Below are 22164 nucleotides of genomic sequence, written 5' to 3'. Positions count from 1 at the left end.
GGGCTAGTATTTTAAACTTGGAGAGAGTACTATGGAGAGCTTAACGTTAACGAATCGTGATGCAACAATTGCCCTGGGGAAGAAAATTGGTCAGCAATTAGTTGCTGGAGATGTGTTAGTCTTAGATGGCGATTTAGGAGCAGGTAAGACTACTTTTACTAAGGGATTGGCTGCAGGGTTAGAAATCCCTGATATCATTAAAAGCCCTACTTTTACAATTATTCATGAATACCAAGATGGTCGTCTCCCGTTATATCATATGGATGCATATCGTCTAGAAAATGGGGGAGCAGAAGACCTCGGACTTGAAGAATACTTTGATGGTGATGGTGTTTCCGTTGTCGAGTGGGCTGAATTTGTTGAAGATGAATTGCCAGCTGATTTTTTAGCTATTCACTTTAAACGAACAGATGATGATAATACTCGTATTCTGGAATTTGAACCCCATGGCCAGCATTTTGACCAGATTGTAAAAAGTGTGGTGAAATAATGGCAGATGACATTTCAATAAAGTTAGCAACGAGTGAGGATGCCGGAGCTGTTTTGCAATTTTTACGGACAACTGCAACTGAAAGTAACGCGGTATTAGTTCCGCATTTAAATGAGATTAGTGAAAAGACAGAAGCAAAAAATATCGATTTAATAAATCAATTTGATGATTGTGTTATTTTACTTGCGATGCTCGGCGAAGAGATTGTGGGGATGGTTACTGTAATGGTATTAGATCATCAACCGACAACCGGTGAATTAGGAGTCGTGGTACGGAAAAAGTATTGGCGAAACGGAATCGGTCGCTTATTAGTCGATGAAGCAGAATATTGGTTTGATACTTATAGTAGTTTAGAAAATTTGGTTCTGACAGTTTTTGAGGATAATATTCCGGCAATTAAGCTTTATCAGCAATTACACTTTGTTACAACAGGAAAAACGGTTGAACAGGGGCATAGTGTCCTGCAAATGCAATACGATAATGAAAAAGAGGAAACAATGGAAAAGTAAGCCATTAATTCCTCTTTCTTTGTACATATGTTTATTTTTTATATAGTACTTGCATAATGTTTCGCCAGAAAGCTCCCTTTGTTTGCTGTTTACTAACGTTTTGTGTTACTTCTACACATCCGAGGTATTTATTTTGATCATCACGTAAGGCGTAAAAAGCGATATTTACAGGTTGACCATGATGCTTGATCATAATGCTAATTGAATCACGGTCTCCGCTATGCATATCATGAAGTACTTGCTTAACATGGCCTTGACTATGCCCAGGATGAACCTCAAGCACATGTTTGCCTAAGTCTGCATCCGTTCGTTTGAATAAACGATGGCGATTAGCTGATGACCAGCGAATGATATCATTTTCATCAATGAAATCGAATTCTACGGGAATCGTTTCAAAAATAGTATTAAGTTGTTCGAGGCTTAATTTTCCGCCTTTAAGATTAATATCTGTCATGATTTTCTCCTTTAGCCGATTAAATTGATAAAGGGCTGAATCTGTTGCGGGGTAAAATGCTTGCTTTGATAAAGCAGAATGTTAGCGCAAGCCTGGGCATCATCAAGAGCATTATGATGGTGATGAAGGTCAATATTTAACGCGTCACAAACAGTATTAAGTTTATAATTTGTTAGTCCTGGAATCAACTGGCGGCTTGAAGCAACGGTATCGAGCGTCTGGTAGGCGGGGACTTCGATATTGTAATGTTCTAACGTATTCCTTAAAACGCTATTATCAAACCGATTATTATGGGCAATAACCAGTTTATCAGGAGTGTAGAATTGGTTGATATGTTCCCATACTTCTGGAAAATCAGGCGCATTTTGGACATCACGTTCATGGATGCCATGAATCTGTGTATTACGCCAAAAGAATTTAGTATGAGGATTAATTAGGGTGTAAAATTCGTCGGCAATTTGTCCATTCCGAACGATTGTGAGTGCAAGCGAACATGCACTGTAACGCTTACCGTTAGCAGTTTCAAAGTCCATTGCTATAAAATTCATCATACATCCTCCTTGCAAAAGTCGATAATTTTATTTTACAATCAACTAATCATTTTTCAAAACTTTTACTTTTGAAAAATGATACAATAGCTGTTGAAAGTAAATACAAAAAAGGAAGAAATAGAGAATGGCTAATTTGATGAATGAATTTCCTGATATTGAAATTAAACAAGATGAACCATTAATGAATTACACCTACACTAAAACAGGAGGTCCAGCTGACTGGTTGGCTTTTCCCGAAACGATCGACCAGGTAAAAGAACTGGTTGATTATGTTCGTGAGCATGGAATGGGCCTAACTGTTTTAGGAAATGCTAGTAATTTAATTGTTGGCGATGGCGGTATAGACGATTTAACAATTATTCTTACGCGGCTTAATAAAATTGAAGTTCATGATAATAAGGTAACGGCACAAGCAGGGGCATCTTATATTGCAACAACCGAGGCAGCCCGTGACAGTGAACTGACTGGATTAGAGTTTGCTGCTGGTATTCCGGGCAGTATTGGTGGAGCAGTCTTTATGAATGCTGGTGCATACGGTGGTGAAACTAAAAATGTCGTTTCTGAGGCAACTATAATGCTTCCCGATGGAACAATCAAGCATCTTACCAATGAAGAATTAGACTTTGGGTATCGGCACAGCAGTATTCAGGATAATAATGGAGTTGTGTTAGATGCTACGTTTACTTTGGAACCGGGGAAGTATGATGAGATCAAAGCAAGGATGGATGATTTGAATGAACGGCGAGAAGCTAAGCAACCATTAGATCTTCCATCTTGTGGAAGTGTCTTTAAACGGCCAGAAGGATATTACGCTGGAAAGTTGATTCATGATGCTGGCTTGCAAGGCTATACTTCAGGTGGAGCTCAAGTTTCAACTAAGCATGCTGGCTTTATCGTTAATATTGACCACGGAACTGCATCAGACTACGTAAATGTTATCCATCATGTCCAAAAGACAGTTAAAGAAAAATTTGGTGTTGATCTTGAAACCGAAGTAAGGATCATCGGTCGCCAAGATTAATATTATAAAGTGTGAGTTTATTAAAGGGTTATTAATGAGCTTGCACTTTTATTATTTTAAAGATAGTGAAGTAATGAATGAATTTAACCTGATAGTTAGATACCATCAAAAAAGGAAAAAGTAATTTAACTCATCTTATTATTTGTTAATTATGAAAAAATCTCACAAATTGCTCATTGAAAAATTATTATTATGAATAAAAAGCGATTTCAAGGGCTTTTGAAGTATATCGATTCACTGACTGATAAAAATAACTTTGTAATCACTTTCAAAATATGATAGGATATTTAAGTCTCATTCTTGAAAAAATTCACAAAGTAAGGAGTATATTTATGAGCAATAATGTAGTTGTTTTAGGAAGTATTAACGTCGATACCACTTATCACGTCGATCGCTTTCCTCAACCTGGTGAAACCATCTCAGCAGTAAGCAAGAGTTCTGCTCCTGGTGGTAAAGGTGCCAATCAAGCAGTTGCAGCAGCCCGTTCTGGTGCCAAGACCGCCTTTATTGGTGCTGTTGGTTCTGATAAAGAAGGGGCCTACATGCTTGAATCATTGGCTGATGATCATATTGATACACATCACATCATGACTGATGAATTGCATGGTACTGGTAGTGCTGCGATTACTTTAGATGCTAATGGTCAAAATGACATTATGGTATACGGTGGTGCTAATCAAGCAATGACCACTGATGTTCTTGCAGGTATTGATGATGTTTTAGAAGATGCTGACTTTTTAATTAGTCAATTTGAAACACCACAAGAAGTTGCTTTAGTTGCATTTAAGCAAGCTAAAAAACATGGGGTTACTACTCTTTTAAACCCAGCACCAGCTCATGAGATTTTACCTGAATTATTAAAATATACTGATGTTATCACTCCCAATGAAAGTGAATGCGCCTTATTAACAGGTATTGAAATTACAGATGAAGAATCAATGTTAAAGAGTGCTGACTATTTCCGTGAACGGGGAGTTAAACACCTTTTAGTTACTTTAGGTTCAAAGGGAGTGTTTTACTCTACGCCTACAGCACATGGGCTTGTTCCAGCATTTAAGGTTAAGGCAGTTGATACTACCGCAGCTGGTGACACATTCCTGGGGGCATTGAGTTCACAACTAGAAAAGGACTTGTCAAATGTTGATAAGGCCCTTGTCTACGCACAACGAGCATCTAGTTTAACTGTCCAACAAATGGGAGCAATGCCTTCTATTCCAAACCATGATGCAGTTATAAAGGCGTTAGCAGAAAATTAAGGAGCATTATTATGAAGAAAACAGGGATTATTAATTCAGAAGTTTCAGCTGTCGTAGCTAATATGGGACACATGGATTGGTTATCAATTGGTGATGCAGGAATGCCAGTTCCATTTGGTACGAAGAAGATTGATTTGGCTGTAGATAAAGAATTACCAAGCTTTATGGATGTATTGAATAATGTTCTTAAGGAAATGAAGGTTCAAAAAATTTATTTAGCTGAAGAAATCAAGGACCAAAATCCAGAACAGCTTGAAAACATTAAAAACGCATTGCCAGATGTTGAGATTGCATTTATGCCTCACAGCGAGCTTAAAAAGAGTCTCGCCAAAACGCATGCCTTTATTCGGACAGGGGAAATGACGCCATACTCAAACATTATTCTTGAATCAGGCGTAACATTTTAATATTAGGGGTTAGTTTTTTATGGAAAATGAAGTAAAAAAAGAAAATGGACAAAGTTGGGTTCAGCTTTCAGATGGTTATTTAAGCCGGACACCAATGTTCCAATTTGTTATTTTATGTTTAATCTTCCCATTATGGGGAGCAGCGGCCAGCCTTAATGATATTTTGATTACACAGTTTAAGACTGTTTTTACCTTAAATGATACTGCAACTGCCTTTGTTCAAAGTGCCTTTTACGGTGGTTATTTCTTAATGGCGATTCCAGCATCAATTCTTATTAAGAAGACATCTTATAAGTTAGCAATTCTTATTGGGCTATTATTTTATATTATTGGTTGTGGAATGTTTTTCCCAGCTTCACATGTTGCTACTTATAGTATGTTTTTAGTTGCTATTTTTGCTATTGCTATTGGTTTGAGTTTTCTTGAAACTAGTTGTGATACATATGCAACGATGTTTGGACCAAAAGAAACTGCTAACAAGCGATTAAACGTTGCTAATGTTTTGATTCCTCTTGGTGATATCATGGGAATCGTTCTTGGTAAGTACCTTATTTTTGGTGAAGGTGGAAATATCGCCGATAAGGTTGCTAAAATGTCAAAATCTGAGGCAGAAGCTTACAATGAACACTTGCTTCAATTGACTTTGCAGCCTTATAAGTATATTTTGATTGTTTTAATCATTATCTTTATCGTGTTGGCAGTTACTAAGATGCCTCGTGCTAAAGCCTTCTCAACTGGTTCTGAAACTAAAGAAGATCAACCATCACTTGGCGAAACTTTCAACTACTTATTCCACAATAAGCGGTATATGAAAGGGGTTCTCTGTCAGTTTATTTATGCTGGTATGCAAACGACTGTATGGTCATTCACTATTCGGTTAGCATTGCGTCTTGATTCTCATATTTCTGATGCAGCTGCTTCAACTTTCATGATTTACAGTTACATTGCTTGGTTCTTTGGTAAGTTAGTTGCAAACTGGTTCCTTGACCGTTACTCAATTACTAAGGTATTAACTTGGTTCTCATTACTTGGAACAATTTCATTGGTAATTACCTTTACTGTTCCTAACATCACAGCAGTAATTGCAGCAATCGCAACTAGTTTCTTCTTTGGACCAGAATGGCCAACGATCTATGCTCATACCCTTGATCAAATTCATGAAAAGAAGTATACCGAAACTGGTGGAGCATTTATCGTTATGTCCTTAATTGGTGGTGCAATTGTTCCAACGATTCAGGGACGGGTATCAGACTTAACTGGTTCAATGCAACTATCATTTATTGTCCCAGCAATCTGTTTCGCACTTATCACTATTTACTTCTGGACAGAGCACCGTTGGGAAAAGGCTCATCCAAATGAAGTTCAAGAACACTAAAATTTCCCAGGAAATAATCTAATATTAAAGGCCCAGCGGTTTATTTAATCAGCTGAGCCTTTATTTATTTTCAAAACTTTAAAGTAATTTTTTTCTAGATTAAGCTAAATACGAAATGAAATGATATAATATGAACGTGATTTAGAGGATGGTGAATGCGATGCAATTTATAATTTCGCTTCTAACATGGCAGAATCTGATTCACTTAATTGATATCTTAGTAATTTGGTTTTTAATCTACGAGTTATTAATGTTGATTCGTGGTACAAGAGCTGTCCAACTATTTCGTGGAATTTTGATCATTATTTTGGTCAAGATTGTTAGTTGGTATGTTGGTTTAAGTACTGTTTCGTGGGTAATGGACCAGATTATCAACTGGGGTGTTATTGCAATTGTTATTATTTTCCAGCCAGAGATTCGGCGCGGATTAGAGCACCTTGGTCGAGGAACTTTCTTTACTCATAATCAAACCGCAAATGAGAAAGAAGAAGATATGATTAAGCAATTAGACCAAGCGATTCAGTACATGTCAAAGCGAAGAATTGGTGCTTTAATGAGTATTCAAATGAAAACTGGTCTAGAAGAGTATATTGAAACTGGTATTCCACTCGATGCTGATATTTCGGGTGCATTGCTTATTAATACTTTTATTCCTAATACGCCCTTACATGATGGGGCAGTGATCATAAAAGATAATCGAATTGCTGTAGCGGCTGCCTATCTTCCTTTGTCTGATAGTAAATTGATTCCTAAAGAATTAGGGACACGTCATCGGGCAGCAGTTGGAATTAGTGAAGTGACAGATGCATTGACAATTGTTATTTCAGAAGAAACCGGCGAAGTTTCAATTACGAAGGATAATGAATTGATTCGAAACATGTCGCGAGATGAATACCTAAAGTTCTTGCGTGCTCAGTTGTATACGCATGAGCCTCAACACGAAAACTTGGTAACAGAACTTTATGCTAAGTTTCAACGTAAAGGAGGTGGCCGGCATGGGCAAGGACACTAAAGGCTTTTTTCGTCGGAAATGGTTTTTAAGAATTATTTCATTAATCCTGGCACTTTTTTTATTCATGTATGTAAATGGAAGCAAAAGCGGCTTCCTTCGTCAAAATACTCGGAATAATAACCAGAGTAGTGCATTGATGTCAAATAAATCAGTTACCCTTAGAATGCCCCTTGATGTAACAATTGATAATAATAAATATATTGTTAGTGGGTATCCTCAATACGTTAAGGTTAAGGTAACCGGTCCTTCTGCATTGGTTACAACCACCTCTAATACTCAGAATTTTAAGGTATATGCGGATTTGTCTGACTTGACTCCTGGTAAACATCGAGTAAAGTTAAAAACAAGCGGGTTAAATTCAGAATTAACTTCTAAAATTGAGCCACAGTACATTAATGTTAATATTCAACCACGTAAGACAATTACAATGAAAGTAACTGTTCGTTTAAGTAACAAGGATTTGGATAATGGCTATAAGCTTGGACGACCACATAGTGATATTCAAACTGTTCAGGTTACTGGTTCACGAGATGAAGTTAATAAGGTAAATCGAATTGTTGCGTTTGTAGCAATTCCTCATGATGCCAAAGAGAATATTGCACGACAAGTAACTCTACAAGCAATTGATCGAAATGGTCAAACGCTTAATGTTGTGATTTCACCAACTACTACTAATGTGTCAATTCCCGTTTCTGCAGGTTCACAGAGCAGTAGTTCGAGTGATAGTTCATCAAGTAGTAGTGAAGAGAGTGAAGATACAAAGAGTAGTTCGAGAGCGATGACGCAAAATGACTCTTCAGATTCTTCATCTGAAACATCCCAATCTTCAAGCAGCATAAGTAATGAAGATTCAAGTTCAAGTAGTAGAAGTCAACAATAAAGATACACATAGAGGAGAAGTGAAATGAAGTTAAAGTATTTTGGAACCGATGGAGTTCGTGGTGTTGCAAATCAAGATTTAAGTCCAGAATTAGCATTCCGTGTTGGTCGTGCGGGAGGATATGTTCTTACTCGGCATTCAGAACGGAAGCAGCCTCAAGTATTAGTTGCTCGTGATACTCGGATTTCAGGTGAAATGTTAGAAAATGCATTGATTGCGGGGTTATTATCTGTTGGTATCGAAGTTTTACGATTAGGAGTGGTAACTACTCCCGGGGTTGCTTACCTTGTTCGTGCACAAGAAGCTGATGCTGGAGTAATGATTACTGCTAGTCATAACCCAATTAAATACAACGGGATTAAATATTTTGGGGGTAATGGATTTAAATTATCTGACGAACTAGAATATGAGATTGAACAATTACTTGATGCTGAAGAAGATACATTACCACGTCCATCTGATGCTGGCTTAGGAACAGTTGCTGATTATCATGAGGGAGCATTAAAATATACTTCTTTCTTAGAACAGACTGTTTCAAATGATCTTGAAGGATTAAAGGTAGTAGTTGATGCTGCTAATGGTGCAACAAGTGGCTTTATCTCTAATCTTTTTGCTGATATGAACGTTGATTTTATTCCAATTAATGATCAACCAGATGGCTTAAATACTAACCTAAATTGTGGATCAACCCACCCAGAGAGTCTCCAAAAAGCGGTTGTAGAAAACAATGCTGATCTTGGAGTAGCATTTGATGGTGATGGTGACCGTTGTATTGCTGTTGATAATGAGGGAAATATTGTTGACGGTGATAAGATCATGTATATCTGTGGTAAGTACATGGATAAGAAAGGGTTGCTTAAGAAAGATACAGTGGTTACAACTGTGATGAGTAACCTGGGAATGTATAAAGCTTTAGAAGCACATAACTTAAAGAGTGTTAAGACTAAGGTTGGAGACCGGTATGTTGTTGAAGAAATGCTGAAAAATGGTTATAACCTTGGTGGAGAACAATCAGGACATATTATTTTCTTAGATCACAATACAACTGGTGATGGAATGTTAACCGCGCTCCAACTCTTGTCTGTAGTTAAAGATTCTGGGAAGGCACTTGCTGAATTAGCAAGTGATGTAACAACTTATCCACAAGAGTTATTAAATATTAAAGTAGCAGATAAAACTACTGCAATGGAAAATCAAAAATTAAAGGAAATTATTGCACAAGTCGAAAAAGAAATGAATGGGGATGGACGAGTTCTTGTTCGTCCTAGTGGAACAGAACCTCTTTTGCGAATTATGGCTGAAGCAGCTACGCCAGAATTAGTTCATGAATATGTTGAACGGATCGGTGATGTTGCCCGCGCGGAACTAGAAGTGGAATAACTTGCTTGAATGAAAAACGGGGTTGGAAGAAAATGGATCCTTCCAGCCTCGCTTTTTAATCTTTTAGTAAATTTTAAAGCATATAGACCAATCGAATAAAATGATTGACAAGATAGTCTAAAAACTGTACTATACAATACAGTTGATTAGATTTAGTGATATCCGCTAGTTATCTATACCAATTTTATTTAAAGGATGGAATTTAATTATGTGTGGAATTGTTGGAGTTACAGGAACTGACAAGAGTTTGTCAATTCTAATTGATGGATTAAAGCGTCTTGAATATCGTGGATATGACTCTGCAGGAGTTTATGTGAATGATCAACAAGGACATGATTACCTTGTAAAGCGGCCGGGTCGGATTGCTAATCTAGAAGCGGCCCTTGGAGAAGAAGTTCACGGTTTAGCAGGAATTGGTCATACCCGGTGGGCTACTCACGGTGAACCCAATGAAGCCAATGCTCACCCTCAATACTCTCAAGACGAACGGTTCTACTTAGTTCATAACGGTGTAATTGAAAATTATGCTGATTTAAAGAAAGAATACTTATCTGACATTAAATTTGTTAGTCAAACTGATACAGAAGTAATTGTTCAATTAGTTGATAAATTTGTAGTTGAATCTGGAATGTCAACAGAAGCAGCCCTCCTTAAGGTTCTTCGTTTAATCAGCCCGGATTCTTCATATGCATTTGTATTGATGGATAAGGAACAACCAGATACATTATTTGTTGCTAAAAATAAGAGTCCATTATTAGTTGGGATTGCTGATGGTTACAACATGGTTGGTTCAGATGCAATGTCAATGATTAAAGAAACTAATACCTTTATGGAAATCGGTGACCACGAATTGGTAATCGTTAAGCCAGACCACGTTACTGTTAAAGACTTTGATGGTAATGAAATTGACCGGCCAACATTTAAGGTTGATATGGATGCTAATGCCGCAGATAAAGGTGCCTACCCATACTACATGTTAAAGGAAATTGATGAACAACCAGCTGTTATGCGGAAGTTAGTTCAAGAATACTTTGGCGACAATGATGTAGCACAAATTAATGAAGAGATGTTAAAAGATATGGCAAATGCCGACCACCTTTACATCGTTGGTGCCGGTACAAGTTATCATGCCGGTTTAGTAGGTGCGCGCATTTTCGAAAAACTTTGTGGAATTCCTACATCTGTTCATATTTCATCAGAATTTGCTTATGAACAACCACTTCTTTCTAAGAAGCCATTCTTTATCTTCTTAAGTCAAAGTGGGGAAACTGCTGATAGTCGTGAAGTGCTTGTTAATGTTAATAAGCATAATTGGCCAAGTTTAACAATTACGAATGTTGATAAGTCAACGCTTTCTCGTGAAGCAACTTACACTGAATTACTTTACGCTGGTCCAGAAATTGCCGTAGCTTCAACAAAGGCTTACACTGCCCAAATTGCTGTTGAAGCTATCCTTGCACAAGCATTAGGTGTCTACATGGATAAGCAAGCAGCTAAAGACTTTGATGTTAAGCACCAATTAGGATTAGTTGCTAATGGGATGCAATCAATCACTGACAGTAAGAAGAAAGTAGAAGAAATTGCTTCTCGCTACCTCTCTAAATCGCAGAATGCTTTCTACATTGGCCGGGGAATGGATTGGTCAGTTTCACTTGAAGCTGCTTTGAAGTTAAAGGAAATTTCATATGTTCAAGCGGAAGGTTTTGCATCTGGTGAATTAAAGCATGGAACAATTGCCTTAATTGAAAATCAGACTCCAGTGATTGGGATCATTACTCAAGATCGGACCGCTGGTTTAACACGGAGCAATCTTGAAGAAACGCAGGCTCGTGGGGCCAATGCAATTACAATTGTTTCACGGCATCTTGCAAAAGAAGATGATACATTCATTCTTCCTGATGTAGATGAAGTGTTGACACCACTTCTTAGCGTAATTCCAGCACAATTGTTGGCTTATTACACTAGTCTTGGTAAGGGACTCGATGTTGATAAGCCACGGAACCTCGCAAAGTCTGTTACAGTTCAATAAAATTATAAAAGAAGTTAGAAATGCTCTAGTTGCTTTTTCAACTTCTTTTTATTTTTAAAAGTAATTTGATATTTTCTTTGAATTTGTTTAATAAAAGGGTTGACTTATATTTATGGAAACGCTATCATAATAGTTGCAAGGTATAAAGTAATTACCTTCTAATCAATTCTCTTTCTCTCTTATGCCGATCATCGTCTTTTAGACGGTGATTTTTTTATTTAAACTCGCTATAATGATAAGGATTGAAAGGGGAAGAACAACGTGGAAGAACAACACGAAACGTTAACATTAATTGAAGAAATTACCCGTAATGATGGCACAAAATATTATGAAATTGGGAATATGGTTCAAAATGGTCGTGCGGAATTAGCAGCTGAACGGAATTTTATTAAAGAGGTTCGTATTTTAGAATTAAATATTCCTCATTCTAAAAATGTTATTAAATATGAGCACTTTATAAATACTCACTATAAGATGCAAACTGAAGCAATGGATCATTGGGAAGAATGGAAGCGTCCTCCAGAGATTGAAGAGGTTGTTCAAGCAATCTTAAAAGAAAATCATATTGGATAAGTAAGAAACCTGAGCTATTTGGTAGTACTAAAATTGGATATAAAAATGTGGAGGTTAGGCAATGAAGCCAAATTTTAATCCATCACAGGGGATGAAGTCGCACTATTTTGTTACAGGAATAGACGGCTTACGAACATTAGCTGTCTTAGGAGTTATTATTTATCACCTATTGCCCAATATTTTAATGGGTGGTTATTTAGGAGTGCCGCTTTTTCTATTAGTCTCTGGGTATTTTGTAACTTATCAGTTTAGTCGACAACTTAAATATGGCGGTCATATTAATTTAGGGCATTTTTATCTAAAGAGATTTCGGAAATTATATCCAACATTAATTGCGATGTTAATTTTAACGACAGCGTATATTACATTATTTGCGCGAGAGTTACTTCACAATATCCGTGCGGTAATTATTACTAATTTAACTTGGATATATAACTGGTGGGAAATCAGTCATGGTCAATCCTACTTTGATCAGTTTGGTGGAATTTCACCTTTTACCCATCTTTGGACATTAGGTGTTGAAGCGCAATTTTACCTTTTGTGGCCCTTGATTATTACGTTATTGTTTGTAGTTTTTAAAAAGCTGCGGAATGTACGACGAGTAGTTTTTCTATTGGCTGTATTGTCAGCAATTGAAATGGCTGTTCTTTATGATCCAGCAAACATTAACCGTGTTTATTATGGAACTGATACACGGGCCTTTTCACTTTTACTTGGATCATGGTTGGGGCTTGCATGGCCATTAAATCGCCTTCGCCCTAATTTACAGGTAAATAGTCGCCGTTTACTTAATATTATAGGAGTTATTGCAACAGTATTGACCATTGTTGGCTTTTTCTCATTGAATGGCCAGTCCTCCTTTACCTACCGCGGAGGAATGTTTCTCTATAGTTTTATTGGAATGATATTAATGGCTACTATTATCCACCCAGGTGCAGGGATGAATAAATGGTTTACAAATCCTGTCTTTCATTGGGTTGGTCAGCGTTCTTATGGGATTTATGTTTATCAATATCCTGTTATGGTCTTTTATGAACGATTGATTAAAGTTGGTAATCATCCGCTCCTCAATGCGTTAGTAGAAATTATTATTATTTTAGTGGTAAGTGAAGTTTCTTATCGATTAATCGAGCGTCCATTTACTCAGTATCAGTGGTCAAAATTGCCGGCTGATCTTCAGCATGTGTTAGAAACGCATCATTTTAGTTGGCAAAGCGGGGCTAAAATATTGGTAAGTGCCTTAGTTGTTGTTATTGCATTTATCGGTTTTTGCCAGCCAAACCGTGCACCAAAGAAGACAGCGGTTCAACAACGGATAGAGCAAAATCACCAAGCTACTGAAGAACATAATAAGAAGATTGCAAAGGGAGATAATGTTGCGGAAGCTAGTGGCAATACTTCCAAACTTCAGAAGCAGTATGATTTAACTCCGGCACAAATAAAGGCAGCGCAAAAGTTAAAGATAACGGCCATTGGGGATTCAGTGATGGCAGATGCTGCAGATAGTATTCAGAAATTAATGCCAAATGCTTATGTTGATGCACAGGTTGGGCGCCAAGGATCCGCAGCGCCTGATGTTATTAAACAATTAAAGGCAGAGGGACATTTAAGTAAGATTGTTGTCTTAAATCTGGGAACAAACGGCCCGATGACTCAGGATACGTTAGATGATATTTTAAGTTCAATTGGCTCTGGGCACCAAATTTATTGGATAACTGCCCATGTTCCAACAAAGCCATGGCAGCAAACAGTTAATAACGAAATTAAAGATTTAGCAAAGAAGCATAAGAATATTCATGTAGTTGATTGGAATAAAGCGAGCCAAGGACATTCTGATTGGTTTGCAAGTGACAATGTGCATATGGGACCAAGCGGAAATGATCATTTTGCACGGTTAATTGCCAAAGCGATCTTGACAAAAAAATAGGAGGTTAGTAATGACACACGAAGATCAATTATTAGACAAAGCTATTAATATTTACTTAACAGGACTAAAGGGAATCGAAAGCTTTATTTCTGAACCGGCGAGTGAATATAATTTATCTTTTGAACAATTTTTGATTTTACGAAAAATCATCAACCATCCTAATATCAAACTAATGGATATCGCTGAACAGCGGCAAGTAACCAGAAGTGCTGTCTCTCGCCAATTAAGAGTCCTTTTTCAGCAGGAATATGTTGAACAAAAAGCTGACCCAGCTGATCGACGCCGGATGTTTTTGGTCGCAACAAAAAAAGGTAAAGAGGCTGAAAGTGAGATTTGGCAAAGGATTAATCACCGGTTTGCCAATTGGGTTCAAATTTATGGTGAAGATCGTGCTGATCAGTTTTTAACACTTTTTGAAGACTTTAATCAACAAATAATTCAGGGTAAAATTCGAAAGAAGGAATAAGAAAATGATTAAAATGGTTGCTTTAGACCTGGATAATACACTTTTGAATAGTAATAAAGAAATAAGTCAACGTAATGAACGAGTCTTAAAACAATTACATCAACTGGGGATTAAGGTAGTGCTTTGTACTGGCCGTCCTATCAATGCAATTTGGCCATATATTGAACAGCTTGGTTTAACTAATCCAGATGATTATACAATTACATTTAATGGTGGATTAGTTATTAATAATGAATCACGCGAACATCTTTTTGAATTAGGAATGAAAAAGAGTGATTTACTTCCTCTATTTTCTTATGCTAAGAGCAAAAAGATTCCTCTCAATATTCTAGACTTTGAACGAGTATACGAATTAAATGATTATCCAGGATCCGTTTATCGGACAGTGTTAAAGAATATTGAATTCCAATCTTTGCCAATGAGTGATGTGCCGGAAATAACTTATAGTAAAGCTGTAATGGCAATCACCCCTGAAAAATTATCCCCTATTATAAAAGAACTGCCGGCTGAGCTTAAGGCACATTATCACGCAGTCCAATCTCAGGCAATGATAATGGAATTTTTGCCTAAAAAATTAAATAAAGCGGTGGGATTGAAGGCATTACTAGATCATTTCGGGGAAGATTTTAGTAATTTGATGACATTTGGGGATGCTGATAATGATCTTGAAATGATTGAAGCGGCTGCTCAGGGAATCGTGATGGAAAACGGGCTTCCTAATGTTAAAGCAGTGGCAACAGCAATCACAGATACAAATGACAATGATGGGGTTGCAAAGTATTGTGAACGTTATTTTGCAACACTTTTGTAATAAAGAGTGTTATAAAAAGTAAAATAAAGGGTGTTTTTGGCGCAAATATGAATTTTTTGCTAAAAAAACACTCTTTTTTATGTATTATTTAATGACTTTTTGAGAAAAGTTATGACTCCCTAAAAGTTAACTAGCACAAGGGATTACAAATTTTATAATCATATTAATTGACAGCTTATATTACAAAATATTACAAAAAGCCAACGGAGAGTAGTAAATAGAAATGGTGCTGTTACAGCTTAGTAATATTAAGAGTGTAATATATAGGGTGTTGAAACGGAAAAGATAATTTGCTAAATAATAAAGGATGGTTGTTTAATTTATGATTTCTAAGAAAAACTTTGCTAAAGTATCTGCTACTCTTGGTGCAGTGGCCTTAGGTGTTAGTGCAACGGCTACTGCTGCTAATGCCGACACTATCTACACCGTACAAAGTGGTGACACACTTTCAGGTATTTCTTACAAATTCGCAAAAGACAACAGTATGGTCAATGATCTTGCTAAGAAGAACAATATTCAAGATATTAACAAGATTTACGTTGGTCAAAAGTTAATCATCAAGAGCGATGGTGAAATTCAAGAATACAACGCTCAAAACGCAGCTAATGCAAATGTAGCTAACAATAATACTCAAGCTACTCAACAACAAGCTGCACAAGCACAACCTCAACAAGCTCAAAGTCAAGCTAGCCAAAGCTATACTTCAAATGCTTCAGGTTCAGAAGCTGCTGCTAAAGCCTGGATTGCCGCTCGTGAATCTGGTGGTAACTACGGTGCTACTAACGGTCAATACATTGGTAAGTACCAATTATCAGCATCATACCTTAACGGTGACTACTCAGCAGCTAACCAAGAACGGGTTGCTGACCAATACGTTGCAAGTCGTTACGGTTCATGGCAAAATGCTCAGGCTCACTGGCAAGCTAACGGCTGGTACTAAAATTTAACCTGAATTATTAAGACAAAGCAAAACGAGACTAAGAAGGTAATCTTCATAGTCTCGCTTTTTTGTATAAATGTGGTATAATAAATGTACCTCTTATGGGGATGTTTATGGATTCGACAGGTATAGGTCGAGTTTCAATTGCGTTTCGAAGGTTGCGTCTTCGTAAAAACGCTCAGTTTTAAATTATAACTGCAAACAATAATTCAAACTCTTACGCATACGCTGCCTAACAAGTAGCGCGCGTAGATCCATTCCGGGTTCGTCCATGATGCGGTAATGGGTTTTATAATGAGTGGACTACGCTTATTACTCCCGTTTGAAGTAATAGGAAGAGATTAATCAAGCTAGCTAATCATGGTTGCCCTGATCAACGGCGTTTTGATTAGTGAAATCTAAATAGTTGAGATATGAACGTAGAGATTGAAATGGCGATATGCTTGGACACGGGTTCGACTCCCGTCATCTCCACTATATGCCTATAAGGACTGCCATTAGTTTGTGGCAGTCTTTTTTAATAGTTGGGCATAATTGTTGGAGCTTCGTAAGAGGGTAATCCCTCATATGAAAATTAGTAAATAGAGTTCAGAAAAATATAAAGGAATGAAGTAAATGGAAATATTAATGATTGAGGATAACCATTCTGTCTGTGAAATGATGGCAATGTTTTTCAAAAAAGAAAAATGGCAATATGAATTTGCTTATGATGGTGTTGAAGCAGAAGAAAAGTTTAATGCTGACCCTCATAAATGGGACATTATTTTGTTAGACCTTAATCTTCCTAAAAAGGATGGGATGCAGGTTGCGGCAGATATTCGGCGGGTATCACCAACAGTTCCTTTAATTATGCTGACAGCTCGTGATACCGAAAGTGATCAGGTATTAGGATTAGAAATCGGTGCAGATGATTACGTAACTAAACCATTTAGTACAATTACTTTGATTGCGCGGATCAAGGCTCTCTATCGGCGAACGCATCTAAACAAGCTTGAGGATGTTCAAGATTCTGATAGTGATGATACATTCGATATTCAAACAAAGAACTTTAAGATGAATACTAAGACAAGAGAAGTGTTCTTATACGGAAAGCCTGTTGCCGACTTAACACCTAAGGAATTTGACCTATTAAAGACGCTGGCCTCGAAGCCACGTCAGGTATTTACCCGTTCACAACTTTTACAATTAGTATGGGATTATGAATATTATGGAGACGAACGAACCGTTGATGCTCATATTAAAAAGTTACGGCAAAAACTAGAAAACATTGGACCACAAGTAATTAAGACTGTTTGGGGTGTCGGTTATAAATTTGATGACGAGGGTAACGACTAATGAAATTAATGTATCGGTTGATGCTTTCATTTTTTGCGATTATTTTGACATTAATGGTGATTGTTAGTATTTCGTTTATAAATGTGACTAACAACACCATGTATCACAATACGTGGCAACAATTGAAAAGTTATTCTGATAGTTTAATTCAGGATTCTATTCGTTACAATATGGCAACCCAAAGCTTTGAAGGGTTTGCTACAGAATCATTAAATAGCAATGCTAATCTTTTGACACGTCAAAATGTTCACTTTGCTATTTACGATACAACACAACGGAAAATCTTTGCTAGTAACGGTTTTGCTCCTAGTATGAGCAAAAATGATTGGAAAAGGTTAAAAAAAGGCGAAACTGTTTGCACCAAACTAATTACCCCTAAAATTAATTCACGGGTATCACAAGGTGTTTCTCCACGAATGACAGAAGTTTCACGCCCATATTTCTATAAGGGAAAGATGATTGCGGTAGTTTCAATTGCAACCTTTGTCTCGACAATTGAACAAAATATGCATCAAATAAAGATTAACTTAGTAATGGCATTATTAACGGCCAGTCTTGTAACGCTTGCAGTTAGTTACTTCTTGGCACGGTCAATTACCAAACGAATTGACCGATTACGGATGGCTACTCACCAAATTGCGCGTGGAAATTATAACGTTGAAGTGGATGATAATGGGCGAGATGAAGTGGCCGATTTGGGACGCAGTTTTAATCAGATGACTGCTTCATTACGTGAATCACAGCAAGAAATTCGCCGTCAGGAAGAGCGAAGACGACAATTTATGGCGAATGCAGCCCATGAAATGCGGACGCCATTAACAACTATTAATGGAATTCTTGAAGGGTTGCAATATGATGCAATTCCGGAAGAGGATAAAAAGCATAGTATCCAGTTAATGCAAAACGATACACGGCGGTTAATTCGCTTGGTTAATGATAATTTAGATTATGAAAAGATTCGCACTAATCAAATTGCGATGGAACGGAAAATGTTTGATGCATCAGCAGTCCTCGAAAATTTACGAGAGCAGTTATCAAAAAAGGCAAAAGAGAAGAAAGATACTCTGCATTTAGATGTGGAAAAGAATTTACGAGTATATGCAGATTATGACCGGTTTGTGCAGATTATGTTTAATATTATTCAAAACGCAATCCAATTTACTGATGACGGAATTATTGATATTCGGGGAAAACGTGTGGAAAAAGGAAGTCAATTTGAAGTTCAAGATAATGGAATTGGAATGACCGCTGAACAGCTTGAAAATATCTGGGAACGATACTATAAGGCTGATCGTTCACGGATGAATACTAAGTATGGAGAATCCGGCTTAGGACTTGCGATTGTGCGGCAGTTAGTTCTCCTTCATGGAGGAAAAATTGACGTAAAAAGTCAGTATGGTAAGGGGACGACATTTACGATCTTTTTCCCTGATCGTGAATATGCTCCTCATAATATTCAACCTACAAATAATAAAGATAAAAAGTAAGCCAACAATTCAAGTGAAACGCTTTAACTGTGATCATGAAGCGTTTCTTTTTTTAGACCAATTTTTGTAATCTAAATAAATTTAAAGAAAGCGCTTGTGGAAGCGTTTACCGTATGATACACTTATATCTCGTAATAATATTACGGATTGATAGGAGAGAATTTTTTATGAACTACTTACTTGCTTTAATCCCTGCGATTGGGTGGGGGATTATGCCACTGATCACTGGTAAAATCGGTGGTTCAACGATTAACCAAATGTTTGGTATTGGTGCTGGTGCTACGATTGTTGGGTTGGTTGCATTCATTATTGGTCATCCAACAGTTACAACGACTGGATTCTGGTTCTCAGTACTGTGTGGTGCTTTGTGGACAATTGGTCAGATTGGACAATTCGTTTCATTTAAGCGGATGGGTGTTTCAAACACTATTCCACTATCGACAGTATTTCAATTAGTTGGTAACTCTTTAATCGGGGTTATTATCTTTGGAGAATGGCGTGGAGCACGTGCCCTTACTGTTGGTTTCATCGCCTTAGCAATCGTTATTGTTGGTGCTTTGATGACCTCTGTCTCTGATGAAAGTACTGGGAAGAAGATCACTGTTCAAAACTTCTTCTTCTTACTTATTACAACAATTGGTTACTGGGTTTACTCAGCATTCCCAAAGATGCCAATGGTTGCTAATGATAGTTCTTTAGGAATTTTCCTTCCAGAAATGCTTGGTATTTTACTTGGATCTGTTATTTATGCTATTTGTTCAGGTAATATTGACTCCTTTAAGCAAAAGGAACAATACCTCAATATCTGGGGTGGTATTTCTTGGGGAATTGCTGCCTTAGCTTATATCTTTGCTGGACGGGCATTAGGAATTAATACAGCCTTTGTCTTCACGCAAATGAATGTTATCATTGCAACAATTGGTGGTATCTTAGTTCTTCATGAACATAAGACTCGGCGGGAAATGTCATTTACAATTGCCGGAATCATCTTTATTGTTGCTGGAAGTATTTTAACTATTTTTGCTTAAATTATATTAAAAATAAACTAAAAAAGACCTTCATCGGATTTTTGATGAAGGTCTTTTAATATCGAAATTATTATTTAATAAGGGAAATTTTCCAAGCGATCTTTTTCAGTAATAAGACGAATCACTTTGCCTGGCACACCAAGAACAAGGGAGTTATCAGGAATATCTTTAGTGACGACAGTACCTGCCCCGATAACGCAACCATTCCCAATTGCTACGCCAGGACAAACTGTTACATTACTTGCAAGCCAACAGTTATCACCAATTGTAACTGGTTTGCCATATTCAACGTCATCGAACTGACCATCTGCTTGTTGACGAATGTTACGCTGCTGATACATAAGAGGGTGCATAGCTGTAATGATCGAGACGTTTGGACCGCACATTACGTTATCTCCAATAGTAACAGGACATGTATCTAAAATGGTAAAGCTAAAATTAGCATAGAAATTCTTACCTATTTTGGTAAAACGACCGTAATCAATATGAATAGGTCCTTGAAGATATATTCCGTCAGCATGTTGAGGAAATAGGCGATCAATAATCATTCCTCGTTCAACAGTATCTTCATCAGTTGTTAAATTATAGTCACGACAAAGACGATGAGCAAGGTGAGAAAACTTATTTAATTCCGGTGTTCCAGGACGATAAGGCTTCCCAGCTAACATATTTTCAGTATTTTTATCCATGAATAATTATTCCCTTCAATTTATGTAAGCGGATACGCTGTGTGTTTCCAGTATGCCTAATTAACCTTAAATTGTCAATTTTCATTAATGCGAAAAAATTGCTAGTTCTGATTGAAACCGACTTCATTATCCGCTATCATTTAAATGTCTAAAAAATAAAAAAGAAAGAAGCTATTGGAATGACACACATTAAATTTGACAGTAGCGCATTAAAGCAATTTGTTCATGAAAACGAACTTGGCGAAATGCAAGCAATGGTTAACGCCGCTAATGATGAATTACGGAATGGAACCGGTGCTGGCGCCGACTTCCGTGATTGGCTCCATTTACCGACTGAATATGATAAAGAAGAATTTGCTCGGATTAAGAAGGCCGCTGATAAGATTCAGCGTGATTCAGATGTCTTAGTTGTTATTGGAATTGGTGGTTCTTACCTTGGTGCCCAAATGGCGATCGACTTCTTACACAATACTTTCTATCAAGCTCAAAAGGCAAAAGACCGGAAAGCTCCATTGGTAGTTTTTGCTGGTAACTCCTTGAGTTCAACCTATGTTCACGACTTGATCCAATTAATTGGTGATAAAGACTTTTCAATTAATGTTGTTTCAAAGTCAGGAACAACTACTGAACCATCAATTGCCTTCCGAATCTTTAAGGACCTTTTAATTAAGAAGTATGGGGAAAATGAAGCTAATAAGCGGATTTACGCTACTACTGATAAGGCTAAGGGTGCCTTAAAGACTGAAGCAGATGCTCATGGCTATGAAACCTTTGTTATTCCTGATGGGGTTGGAGGACGTTATTCAGTTCTTTCTGCAGTAGGTCTTTTACCAATTGCTGCTTCTGGTGCGGACATTGATAAGCTGATGGAAGGGGCTGCCCAAGCGGAAAAGGATTATGTTGATCCTGATCTAACCAAGAACGAAGCCTACCAATACGCTGCTTACCGGAACATTCTTTATCGTAAGGGCTATGAAACAGAATTACTCGAAAACTACGAGCCTAACATGCGGATGTTTGCTGAATGGTGGAAACAATTAGCTGGGGAATCAGAAGGAAAAGATCAAAAGGGAATATATCCTTCTTCAGCTAACTTCACAACCGACCTTCATTCCCTTGGTCAATACATCCAAGAAGGTCGCCGTTTCTTAATGGAAACCGTTGTTAAGCTTGATAAGCCAAATTATGACATGGAAATTCCAACAGAACCAGATAATCTTGATGGTTTAGGCTACTTGGAAGGTAAGACAATGGATTACGTTAACACCAAGGCTTATGAAGCGGTAGTTGCTGCGCATACTGATGGTGGAGTACCAGTGATGACTGTTCATATCCCACAAGAAGACGAATATACTTTAGGTTACCTTATTTACTTTTTTGAGGTTGCGATGGGAATTTCAGGTTACTTAAACGGTATTAATCCATTTAACCAACCGGGTGTTGAAGCTTATAAGACTAACATGTTTGGATTGCTTGGTAAGCCAGGATATGAAGAAATTGGTAAAGAATTACGAGCTAAGATGGATAAGAACGATTAGGATAAA

Annotated in this window: 22 protein-coding genes and 1 other RNA gene; 20 read left to right on the top strand and 3 right to left on the bottom strand. The window is 37.3% G+C overall.

All coding sequences use genetic code 11. The features are described 5' to 3' along the window. The first annotated feature begins 31 nt into the window (after window positions 1–31). Window positions 32–490, top strand: a complete 459-nt coding sequence (gene tsaE, locus H5S10_RS07240; protein WP_182589181.1) for a tRNA (adenosine(37)-N6)-threonylcarbamoyltransferase complex ATPase subunit type 1 TsaE — start codon at window positions 32–34, stop codon at window positions 488–490. Next, on the top strand, window positions 490–999 hold the full coding sequence (locus H5S10_RS07235; RefSeq protein WP_182589180.1) for a GNAT family N-acetyltransferase: 510 nt from the start codon (window positions 490–492) through the stop codon (window positions 997–999). Before tsaE ends, H5S10_RS07235 begins: the two co-directional genes overlap by 1 nt. A gap of 31 nt (window positions 1000–1030) precedes the next feature. On the opposite strand, the gene H5S10_RS07230 is transcribed toward H5S10_RS07235, so the two are convergent. Further along, window positions 1031–1453 (bottom strand): PAS domain-containing protein, encoded by a 423-nt coding sequence (locus H5S10_RS07230; RefSeq protein ID WP_182589179.1) that lies wholly within the window; start codon window positions 1451–1453, stop codon window positions 1031–1033. Between the two features lie 11 nt (window positions 1454–1464). Next, window positions 1465–2004, bottom strand: a complete 540-nt coding sequence (locus H5S10_RS07225) for a 3'-5' exonuclease (RefSeq protein WP_003667489.1) — start codon at window positions 2002–2004, stop codon at window positions 1465–1467. Window positions 2005–2128: 124 nt separating this feature from the next. Between H5S10_RS07225 and murB the strand changes: the two genes are divergently transcribed. From murB to H5S10_RS07140, 17 genes are all read left to right on the top strand, one after another. Beyond that, a complete protein-coding gene (gene murB, locus H5S10_RS07220; protein ID WP_182589178.1) occupies window positions 2129–3025 on the top strand; it encodes a UDP-N-acetylmuramate dehydrogenase in 897 nt (298 codons plus the stop codon). Between the two features lie 332 nt (window positions 3026–3357). Then, window positions 3358–4281, top strand: coding sequence for a ribokinase (rbsK, locus tag H5S10_RS07215; RefSeq protein ID WP_182585951.1), 924 nt, complete (start codon window positions 3358–3360; stop codon window positions 4279–4281). An 11-nt stretch (window positions 4282–4292) separates the two neighbouring features. Further along, window positions 4293–4688, top strand: a complete 396-nt coding sequence (gene rbsD, locus H5S10_RS07210; protein ID WP_182589177.1) for a D-ribose pyranase — start codon at window positions 4293–4295, stop codon at window positions 4686–4688. A gap of 19 nt (window positions 4689–4707) precedes the next feature. Beyond that, window positions 4708–6063, top strand: coding sequence for an L-fucose:H+ symporter permease (gene fucP / locus H5S10_RS07205; protein ID WP_003667493.1), 1356 nt, complete (start codon window positions 4708–4710; stop codon window positions 6061–6063). Window positions 6064–6223: 160 nt separating this feature from the next. After that, window positions 6224–7075: a diadenylate cyclase CdaA gene (cdaA, locus tag H5S10_RS07200; protein ID WP_085650284.1), complete on the top strand. Its 852-nt coding sequence runs from the start codon at window positions 6224–6226 to the stop codon at window positions 7073–7075. Further along, entirely contained in the window at window positions 7059–7955 is an 897-nt protein-coding gene (locus tag H5S10_RS07195; RefSeq protein ID WP_182585954.1) for a CdaR family protein, read from the top strand. Before cdaA ends, H5S10_RS07195 begins: the two co-directional genes overlap by 17 nt. Window positions 7956–7979: 24 nt before the next feature. Then, window positions 7980–9335, top strand: a complete 1356-nt coding sequence (gene glmM / locus H5S10_RS07190; protein ID WP_182589176.1) for a phosphoglucosamine mutase — start codon at window positions 7980–7982, stop codon at window positions 9333–9335. A 208-nt stretch (window positions 9336–9543) separates the two neighbouring features. Then, a complete protein-coding gene (glmS, locus tag H5S10_RS07185; RefSeq protein ID WP_182585956.1) occupies window positions 9544–11364 on the top strand; it encodes a glutamine--fructose-6-phosphate transaminase (isomerizing) in 1821 nt (606 codons plus the stop codon). Window positions 11365–11625: 261 nt separating this feature from the next. Next, window positions 11626–11937 (top strand): hypothetical protein, encoded by a 312-nt coding sequence (locus tag H5S10_RS07180; RefSeq protein WP_182589175.1) that lies wholly within the window; start codon window positions 11626–11628, stop codon window positions 11935–11937. Between the two features lie 61 nt (window positions 11938–11998). Next, complete coding sequence (locus H5S10_RS07175; RefSeq protein ID WP_182589174.1) at window positions 11999–13864, top strand: acyltransferase family protein; 1866 nt, start codon at window positions 11999–12001, stop codon at window positions 13862–13864. Window positions 13865–13874: 10 nt separating this feature from the next. After that, complete coding sequence (locus tag H5S10_RS07170; protein ID WP_182585959.1) at window positions 13875–14330, top strand: MarR family winged helix-turn-helix transcriptional regulator; 456 nt, start codon at window positions 13875–13877, stop codon at window positions 14328–14330. Between the two features lie 4 nt (window positions 14331–14334). Next, on the top strand, window positions 14335–15141 hold the full coding sequence (locus H5S10_RS07165; protein WP_182585960.1) for a Cof-type HAD-IIB family hydrolase: 807 nt from the start codon (window positions 14335–14337) through the stop codon (window positions 15139–15141). Between the two features lie 322 nt (window positions 15142–15463). Continuing rightward, window positions 15464–16081: an aggregation-promoting factor gene (gene apf / locus H5S10_RS07160; protein WP_182585961.1), complete on the top strand. Its 618-nt coding sequence runs from the start codon at window positions 15464–15466 to the stop codon at window positions 16079–16081. Window positions 16082–16184: 103 nt separating this feature from the next. Beyond that, window positions 16185–16558, top strand: a transfer-messenger RNA (tmRNA) gene (gene ssrA / locus H5S10_RS07155). A gap of 138 nt (window positions 16559–16696) precedes the next feature. Further along, window positions 16697–17416 (top strand): response regulator transcription factor, encoded by a 720-nt coding sequence (locus H5S10_RS07150; protein WP_182589173.1) that lies wholly within the window; start codon window positions 16697–16699, stop codon window positions 17414–17416. Beyond that, window positions 17416–18903 carry a sensor histidine kinase gene (locus H5S10_RS07145; protein WP_182589172.1) on the top strand — a complete coding sequence of 496 codons (1488 nt, stop codon included), beginning with the start codon at window positions 17416–17418 and terminating at the stop codon, window positions 18901–18903. The genes H5S10_RS07150 and H5S10_RS07145 overlap by 1 nt, the downstream gene beginning before the upstream one ends. A 167-nt stretch (window positions 18904–19070) precedes the next feature. After that, window positions 19071–19931, top strand: a complete 861-nt coding sequence (locus tag H5S10_RS07140) for a GRP family sugar transporter (RefSeq protein ID WP_102816611.1) — start codon at window positions 19071–19073, stop codon at window positions 19929–19931. A 74-nt stretch (window positions 19932–20005) separates the two neighbouring features. Here the strand turns inward: H5S10_RS07140 and H5S10_RS07135 are convergent, their stop codons facing one another. Beyond that, window positions 20006–20620 carry a sugar O-acetyltransferase gene (locus H5S10_RS07135; protein ID WP_182589171.1) on the bottom strand — a complete coding sequence of 205 codons (615 nt, stop codon included), beginning with the start codon at window positions 20618–20620 and terminating at the stop codon, window positions 20006–20008. Between the two features lie 179 nt (window positions 20621–20799). Between H5S10_RS07135 and H5S10_RS07130 the strand changes: the two genes are divergently transcribed. After that, entirely contained in the window at window positions 20800–22158 is a 1359-nt protein-coding gene (locus tag H5S10_RS07130; RefSeq protein WP_065868983.1) for a glucose-6-phosphate isomerase, read from the top strand. Window positions 22159–22164 lie beyond the last annotated feature (6 nt).

Origin of the sequence: Limosilactobacillus balticus, assembly GCF_014145615.1 — a bacterium.
Lineage (GTDB): Bacteria > Bacillota > Bacilli > Lactobacillales > Lactobacillaceae > Limosilactobacillus > Limosilactobacillus balticus.
Note: the sequence above shows the minus strand (reverse complement) of the source record. Positions and strands in the feature narration are given on the sequence as shown.

What these genes read in the sequence shown, in the direction of transcription:
- glmS (WP_182585956.1), top strand. Translation starts at nt 9,544, where the DNA reads ATGTGTGGAATTGTTGGAGTTACAGGAACTGACAAGAGTTTGTCAATT.
- rbsD (WP_182589177.1), top strand. Translation starts at nt 4,293, where the DNA reads ATGAAGAAAACAGGGATTATTAATTCAGAAGTTTCAGCTGTCGTAGCT.
- H5S10_RS07140 (WP_102816611.1), top strand. Translation starts at nt 19,071, where the DNA reads ATGAACTACTTACTTGCTTTAATCCCTGCGATTGGGTGGGGGATTATG.
- H5S10_RS07225 (WP_003667489.1), bottom strand. Translation starts at nt 2,004, where the DNA reads ATGATGAATTTTATAGCAATGGACTTTGAAACTGCTAACGGTAAGCGT.
- H5S10_RS07145 (WP_182589172.1), top strand. Translation starts at nt 17,416, where the DNA reads ATGAAATTAATGTATCGGTTGATGCTTTCATTTTTTGCGATTATTTTG.
- H5S10_RS07150 (WP_182589173.1), top strand. Translation starts at nt 16,697, where the DNA reads ATGGAAATATTAATGATTGAGGATAACCATTCTGTCTGTGAAATGATG.
- glmM (WP_182589176.1), top strand. Translation starts at nt 7,980, where the DNA reads ATGAAGTTAAAGTATTTTGGAACCGATGGAGTTCGTGGTGTTGCAAAT.
- cdaA (WP_085650284.1), top strand. Translation starts at nt 6,224, where the DNA reads ATGCAATTTATAATTTCGCTTCTAACATGGCAGAATCTGATTCACTTA.
- H5S10_RS07230 (WP_182589179.1), bottom strand. Translation starts at nt 1,453, where the DNA reads ATGACAGATATTAATCTTAAAGGCGGAAAATTAAGCCTCGAACAACTT.
- H5S10_RS07130 (WP_065868983.1), top strand. Translation starts at nt 20,800, where the DNA reads ATGACACACATTAAATTTGACAGTAGCGCATTAAAGCAATTTGTTCAT.
- rbsK (WP_182585951.1), top strand. Translation starts at nt 3,358, where the DNA reads ATGAGCAATAATGTAGTTGTTTTAGGAAGTATTAACGTCGATACCACT.
- tsaE (WP_182589181.1), top strand. Translation starts at nt 32, where the DNA reads ATGGAGAGCTTAACGTTAACGAATCGTGATGCAACAATTGCCCTGGGG.
- H5S10_RS07165 (WP_182585960.1), top strand. Translation starts at nt 14,335, where the DNA reads ATGATTAAAATGGTTGCTTTAGACCTGGATAATACACTTTTGAATAGT.
- H5S10_RS07235 (WP_182589180.1), top strand. Translation starts at nt 490, where the DNA reads ATGGCAGATGACATTTCAATAAAGTTAGCAACGAGTGAGGATGCCGGA.
- H5S10_RS07170 (WP_182585959.1), top strand. Translation starts at nt 13,875, where the DNA reads ATGACACACGAAGATCAATTATTAGACAAAGCTATTAATATTTACTTA.
- murB (WP_182589178.1), top strand. Translation starts at nt 2,129, where the DNA reads ATGGCTAATTTGATGAATGAATTTCCTGATATTGAAATTAAACAAGAT.
- H5S10_RS07175 (WP_182589174.1), top strand. Translation starts at nt 11,999, where the DNA reads ATGAAGCCAAATTTTAATCCATCACAGGGGATGAAGTCGCACTATTTT.
- H5S10_RS07135 (WP_182589171.1), bottom strand. Translation starts at nt 20,620, where the DNA reads ATGGATAAAAATACTGAAAATATGTTAGCTGGGAAGCCTTATCGTCCT.
- H5S10_RS07195 (WP_182585954.1), top strand. Translation starts at nt 7,059, where the DNA reads ATGGGCAAGGACACTAAAGGCTTTTTTCGTCGGAAATGGTTTTTAAGA.
- fucP (WP_003667493.1), top strand. Translation starts at nt 4,708, where the DNA reads ATGGAAAATGAAGTAAAAAAAGAAAATGGACAAAGTTGGGTTCAGCTT.
- apf (WP_182585961.1), top strand. Translation starts at nt 15,464, where the DNA reads ATGATTTCTAAGAAAAACTTTGCTAAAGTATCTGCTACTCTTGGTGCA.